Annotated in this window: 5 protein-coding genes; 3 read left to right on the forward strand and 2 right to left on the reverse strand. The window is 63.7% G+C overall.

The window, feature by feature from the left end:
• Positions 1 to 1,621 (reverse strand): leucine--tRNA ligase (leuS, locus tag ACESL8_RS03765; RefSeq protein WP_372916114.1); only part of this gene is annotated, 1,621 nt, incomplete at its 3' end.
• Positions 1,622 to 1,642: 21 nt separating this feature from the next.
• Positions 1,643 to 2,035: a DUF3576 domain-containing protein gene (locus ACESL8_RS03770; RefSeq protein ID WP_372916116.1), complete on the reverse strand. Its 393-nt coding sequence runs from the start codon at positions 2,033 to 2,035 to the stop codon at positions 1,643 to 1,645.
• A gap of 313 nt (positions 2,036 to 2,348) precedes the next feature.
• Here ACESL8_RS03770 and ACESL8_RS03775 point away from each other — a divergent pair, with 313 nt between their 5' ends.
• From ACESL8_RS03775 to ACESL8_RS03785, 3 genes are all read left to right on the forward strand, one after another.
• On the forward strand, positions 2,349 to 3,113 hold the full coding sequence (locus tag ACESL8_RS03775) for a hypothetical protein (RefSeq protein WP_372916118.1): 765 nt from the start codon (positions 2,349 to 2,351) through the stop codon (positions 3,111 to 3,113).
• A gap of 4 nt (positions 3,114 to 3,117) precedes the next feature.
• Entirely contained in the window at positions 3,118 to 3,789 is a 672-nt protein-coding gene (locus ACESL8_RS03780) for a YggS family pyridoxal phosphate-dependent enzyme (protein WP_372916120.1), read from the forward strand.
• Positions 3,790 to 4,217: 428 nt separating this feature from the next.
• Positions 4,218 to 4,664 carry a hypothetical protein gene (locus ACESL8_RS03785; RefSeq protein WP_372916122.1) on the forward strand — a complete coding sequence of 149 codons (447 nt, stop codon included), beginning with the start codon at positions 4,218 to 4,220 and terminating at the stop codon, positions 4,662 to 4,664.
• Positions 4,665 to 4,673 lie beyond the last annotated feature (9 nt).

Genomic DNA, 4,673 nt, shown 5'->3' on the forward strand with positions numbered 1-4,673 from the left:
CGCCGATATACTGGCCCCCCGGCAGCCATTTGGCCGCCACCGCCGGATCGAACGGGCGATCGGCCGGCGCGCTAGCAAAGCGGATGAAATACCAGCTGCTGTTGGTGAACGTGTCCAGCGTGTCGGTCTCGCGCCGGGCCGGCTTGCCGCATTGCGGGCACGCTGCATGCTTCCACGTCGGGTGGCGGTCCAGCGGGTTGCCCGGCACGTCAAACGTCACGTCGTCGGGCAGGGTGATGGGCAATTGCTTTTTGGGCACCGGAACCGCGCCGCACACTTCGCAGTGGATGATCGGTATCGGCGTGCCCCAGTAACGCTGACGGCTCACGCCCCAATCGCGCAGGCGATACTGCGTGACGCCTGTCCCCCAGCCTTCGCTTTGCGCGCGCGCAATAACGGCAGCGCTGGCTTCGTCGGCGGCCATGCCGTCAAGCCAGCGCGAGTTCACCATGTGGCCTGGCCCGGTATAAGCCTCGGCATGGATGGGCGCATTGTCCTCGCCCTCGGCCGCGACGACGCGGATCACCGGCAGCTGGTATTTGCGGGCAAAATCCAGATCGCGCTGATCGTGGCCAGGGCAGCCAAACAGCGCGCCGGTGCCATAATCCATCAACACGAAATTGGCGACGAACACCGGCAGGCGGATGCCGGGATCGAGCGGGTGGATCACGCTCAAACCCGTGTCAAAGCCTAGTTTTTCCTGCGTTTCGACATCCGCCGCAGCGGTGCCGCCAGCCTGGCATTGCGCGATGAACGCCGCCAGCGCCGGGCTCGCCTGCGCGCATTCCCGCGCCAGCGGATGATCGGCAGCAATGGCCGCGAAACTGGCGCCAAACAACGTATCGGGCCGCGTTGTAAACACATCGAAACGGGCTGATGCGGGGCTGGCCTTGCCGGCAGGCAGTGAGGCGGTGTCCACTTGAAAGGTGAAACGCAGCCCGGTCGAACGCCCGATCCAGTTTTCCTGCATCAGCCGAACCTTTTCCGGCCACTGCTCAAGCGACCCCAGCCCGTCCAGCAGATCATCAGCGAAATCGGTGATCTTCAGGAACCACTGGTTGAGCTTGCGGCGTTCAACCAGCGCGCCCGAACGCCAGCCGCGGCCATCGATAACCTGTTCGTTGGCCAGCACGGTCATGTCGACCGGGTCCCAATTCACCGCCGATTCCTTGCGGTACACCAGCCCCCCAGCCAGCAAATCAAGAAACAGCGCCTGTTCCTGGCCGTAATAATCGGGCTCGCAGGTGGAAAGTTCGCGTGACCAATCCAGCGCAAAGCCCAACCGCTTGAGTTGCGCCCGCATCGCCGCGATGTTGGCGCGGGTCCAGTTGCCGGGGTGAACGCCCTTTTCCATGGCGGCGTTTTCGGCCGGCATGCCGAACGAATCCCAGCCCATCGGGTGCAACACTTCAAAGCCCTGGGCGCGGCGCGTGCGTGCCACAACATCGCCCATGGTGTAATTGCGCACATGGCCCATGTGGATGCGCCCTGATGGATAGGGAAACATCTCCAGCACATAGGATTTCGGCTTGGGGCTGTCGTCACGGGCCACGAAGCTCTGCCGCTCGTCCCAAAGCGCCTGCCACCGCGTTTCGGCGGCCTGGTGATCAAACCGGGGCATGACGTCCCTTCGTCACCCGGATCAACGGTCAGGCGCGATGGTGTTGCGGCGCAGATCGCGGGCGCGTCCCAGCATGGTTTCCTCCAGACGCTGCACGGTGCCGGCGCGCACGGTGGCTTCGGCCCAGCCGGTGGCGCCCAGCATCTGGCGCTGCACAGCGACGCGCACGGCATCGGCGCGCAATTCGGTATCGAGGATGGTCACCGTCACCTTCACGCGCTCGTTGGCGCTTTGCGGCGACACATACCAATCGGTGATGATCACACCGCCATTTGAATCGACCTGTGCCAGCGGCATGAAGGCGATGGTATCAAGCGCGGCGCGCCACAAATAGGCGTTGATCCCCAGCGTGGTGATGCGGGCCGGCGCTTCAGCCGAAAGCCTGGGCTTCTTGCCGCCGCAAGCAGGCGCCATCACGGCCAGCGTTGACAGGATAACCAGGGTTGCAATTCGCCGCATGGCAAAACCTTCATCACGTGAAACGGCCCAAAACCGGCCAGATACCGGCCAGAAATCGGCCAAAAACCTTGCCGCCTTTTGGCATGGTGCACCCGCGCCGCCAAGCCCGCAGCGTCAGGCATGCGCCCGGAAGTCGCAGCCGCTGGCGCACAACTGTGTGCCCTTCGCCACAGGCGCTCTGAAAATGCTGTCCGCGGGGCCGTTCATGTTGGTGATACGTTCAATCGCATATGGGATTCTTGTCCCACTGTTGTTAGGACAAAAGCGTATGAAACCGGTTGCTGATTCGCTCGCGCCAATGGTCGCGCCGCAGCGCCCAGCCAAGCCCTGGCTGGTGGCAGCGTCGCTGTGCGCAGCGGTGATCGGTATCGCCAGCAGCCCGGCACTGGCCGCCAAGCCTGCGCTGCGCGCCCAAAAGCAGCGGCTGGTGGCCGAAACCCCGCTCACCCCGTTTCAGCCGCAAGTCGGTGAAATTGGCCGTTTTGCCTTCACGGCACCGGGCGCGCCGACAATGCCGCAATCGCTGGGCAGCGGTTTCCGCTTCACCCCGTCGGGCCAGGCCGATAATCGCCGCGCCCTGTCGCTGGGCGTCGCTGCCCGCGTCACCACTCCTGCGGTTGATCGTTCGCGCGCGTCGGCACCCGCCGATAGCTTCGTGGTACCGGCCGGCTATGGCGTGAACCTGTCGCTGGGCTGGAAGGGCTTTGCCGTCGATACTGGCTATGCCCATGCCGAACCGGCGCTGGCCTCGCCGATGTCGGGCCGCATGACAGATCAGCTCAATCTGGGCCTGTCCTATGGTGGGCGCAACTGGCGCACCAGCCTGCAAGGCACCGCCGAACAAAGCCAGCCGCTGGCCTTTTCGCCGCTCACCCGCCGCTACGGCCTCGAATTGGGCGGCGCCTACCGCCTTGCGCCGCGATTCTCGGTCACGGGCGGCATGCGCTATCGCATCGCACCCGAACCGCCGTCACTGGTGCTGCCCACCCGCGACGATCAAGCCGTTTATTTCGGCACCAGAATCGCCTTCTGATCGCGTGATAGCTGATTCAGCGACGGGCGCGCAGCAGCGGCTTGCAACGGTGCAGGCTGGCCTTTATCGGGCCTGCCGCGATGCCGGCCGCCTGGATGCGCCGCTGCTGGTCGCCGTGTCCAAAACCTTCGACGCCGTTGATATCCGCCCGCTGATCGCCGCCGGCCAGCGCCACTTCGGCGAAAACCGCGTGCAGGAAGCCCAGGCCAAATGGCCGGAATTGCAAGCCGAAACGCCCGGCATCACGCTCCACCTCGTCGGCCAACTGCAATCCAACAAGGCCGCCGAAGCCATCGCCATGTTCGACGTGATCCACAGCGTCGATCGCCCGTCATTGGTGACAGCACTGGCCAAGGCCCAGATCGCGCTGAGCAAACACCCGGCCTGCTACCTCCAGGTCAATATCGGCGGCGAAGCCCAGAAAGGCGGCAGCGCCATTGCCGATCTGCCCGCCCTGCTGGCCCAAGCGCGCGACGCCGGCCTGAACATCATCGGCCTGATGTGCGTCCCCCCCGCCACCGTCGAACCCGCCCCCTACTTCGCCCTCCTCGCAGAACACGCCAAACGGCTGGGGCTGCCGGGCCTGTCGATGGGCATGTCGAGCGACTACGAAACCGCCGCCCTGCTCGGCTCGACCGTCGCCCGCGTGGGCAGCGCCCTGTTCGGCAGCCGATAAGCAGCCTCCGGCGGGCAGGGTCGCAGACCCTGCACACATTCGCTTTCAGGCGCGCGGGTTGGCAAACTGTCCGCTTGCGGCCCAGTTGCCGTCGTTGGCCAATGGGCTCGGGAATGTCTGCTTGTGCCAGAGCCAGCCGTTCGACCAACTGTTATCGGGCACGCGGCTTCTCCCGCCCTATTCTACCGTTCGTCGATATTCTCGCTGAAGCTGAAAGCGGCCGCTGCACCGTGCCGGCGGAGTGTTCACGGCTCATCAGGCATTGATTTGACGTCAAGCGCCGACAAGACCGGCGAGTATAAAGCGAGCATCTGGAACGAACTGCGTGCTTATCCGTTTGACGTGTGATCGGAGAGTTCAATGGCATCCCCCACCGCACCAGATATCGGCGCGGGCCGCGCGGTGTGCTTACACTTGGGCGACGTTGAGTGAATCGCGCCAGTCCACGGATGCGCCGCTTCGCTCGACATTTGATTGATATCAACGCTCTGGAAAATAGCGGAAACCGGGGCAGAGGTGCCGCCTTCCCAATCACCGATGCCCTGAGCCCACATCTGAAGATGTTGATGGGCACCGCCGGAACGCGCCAACTGCTTGCCCGGGCAATTGCGCTGGCGACGGTGGAAGTTTCCTGGCTGCACGCTGTGCGGGTAAATGAAAAGGGCGAATTGGAAGGGCTTGATCAAATTCGCTCACTTATCGACCCGGCCGAATTTCTCGAAGGCCGAGTGATCCTGCTGGCTCAACTTCTTGGACTTTTAGTGACCTTCATAGGCCCAACCCTGACGTCTCGCATGGTCGGCGAGCTATGGCCGCAAATTCCATTTCGAGACAGGGATTTTTCCGAGGATAATCAAAATGAAAAAGCCAGTTAAGGTAGCTAG

Origin of the sequence: Sandarakinorhabdus sp., from assembly GCF_041689835.1 — a bacterium.
Lineage (GTDB): Bacteria > Pseudomonadota > Alphaproteobacteria > Sphingomonadales > Sphingomonadaceae > Sandarakinorhabdus.

Excerpts from the sequence above, each read along its gene's own strand:
- ACESL8_RS03770 (WP_372916116.1), bottom strand. The coding sequence starts at position 2,035 with ATGGCGCCTGCTTGCGGCGGCAAGAAGCCCAGGCTTTCGGCTGAAGCG.
- ACESL8_RS03775 (WP_372916118.1), top strand. The coding sequence starts at position 2,349 with ATGAAACCGGTTGCTGATTCGCTCGCGCCAATGGTCGCGCCGCAGCGC.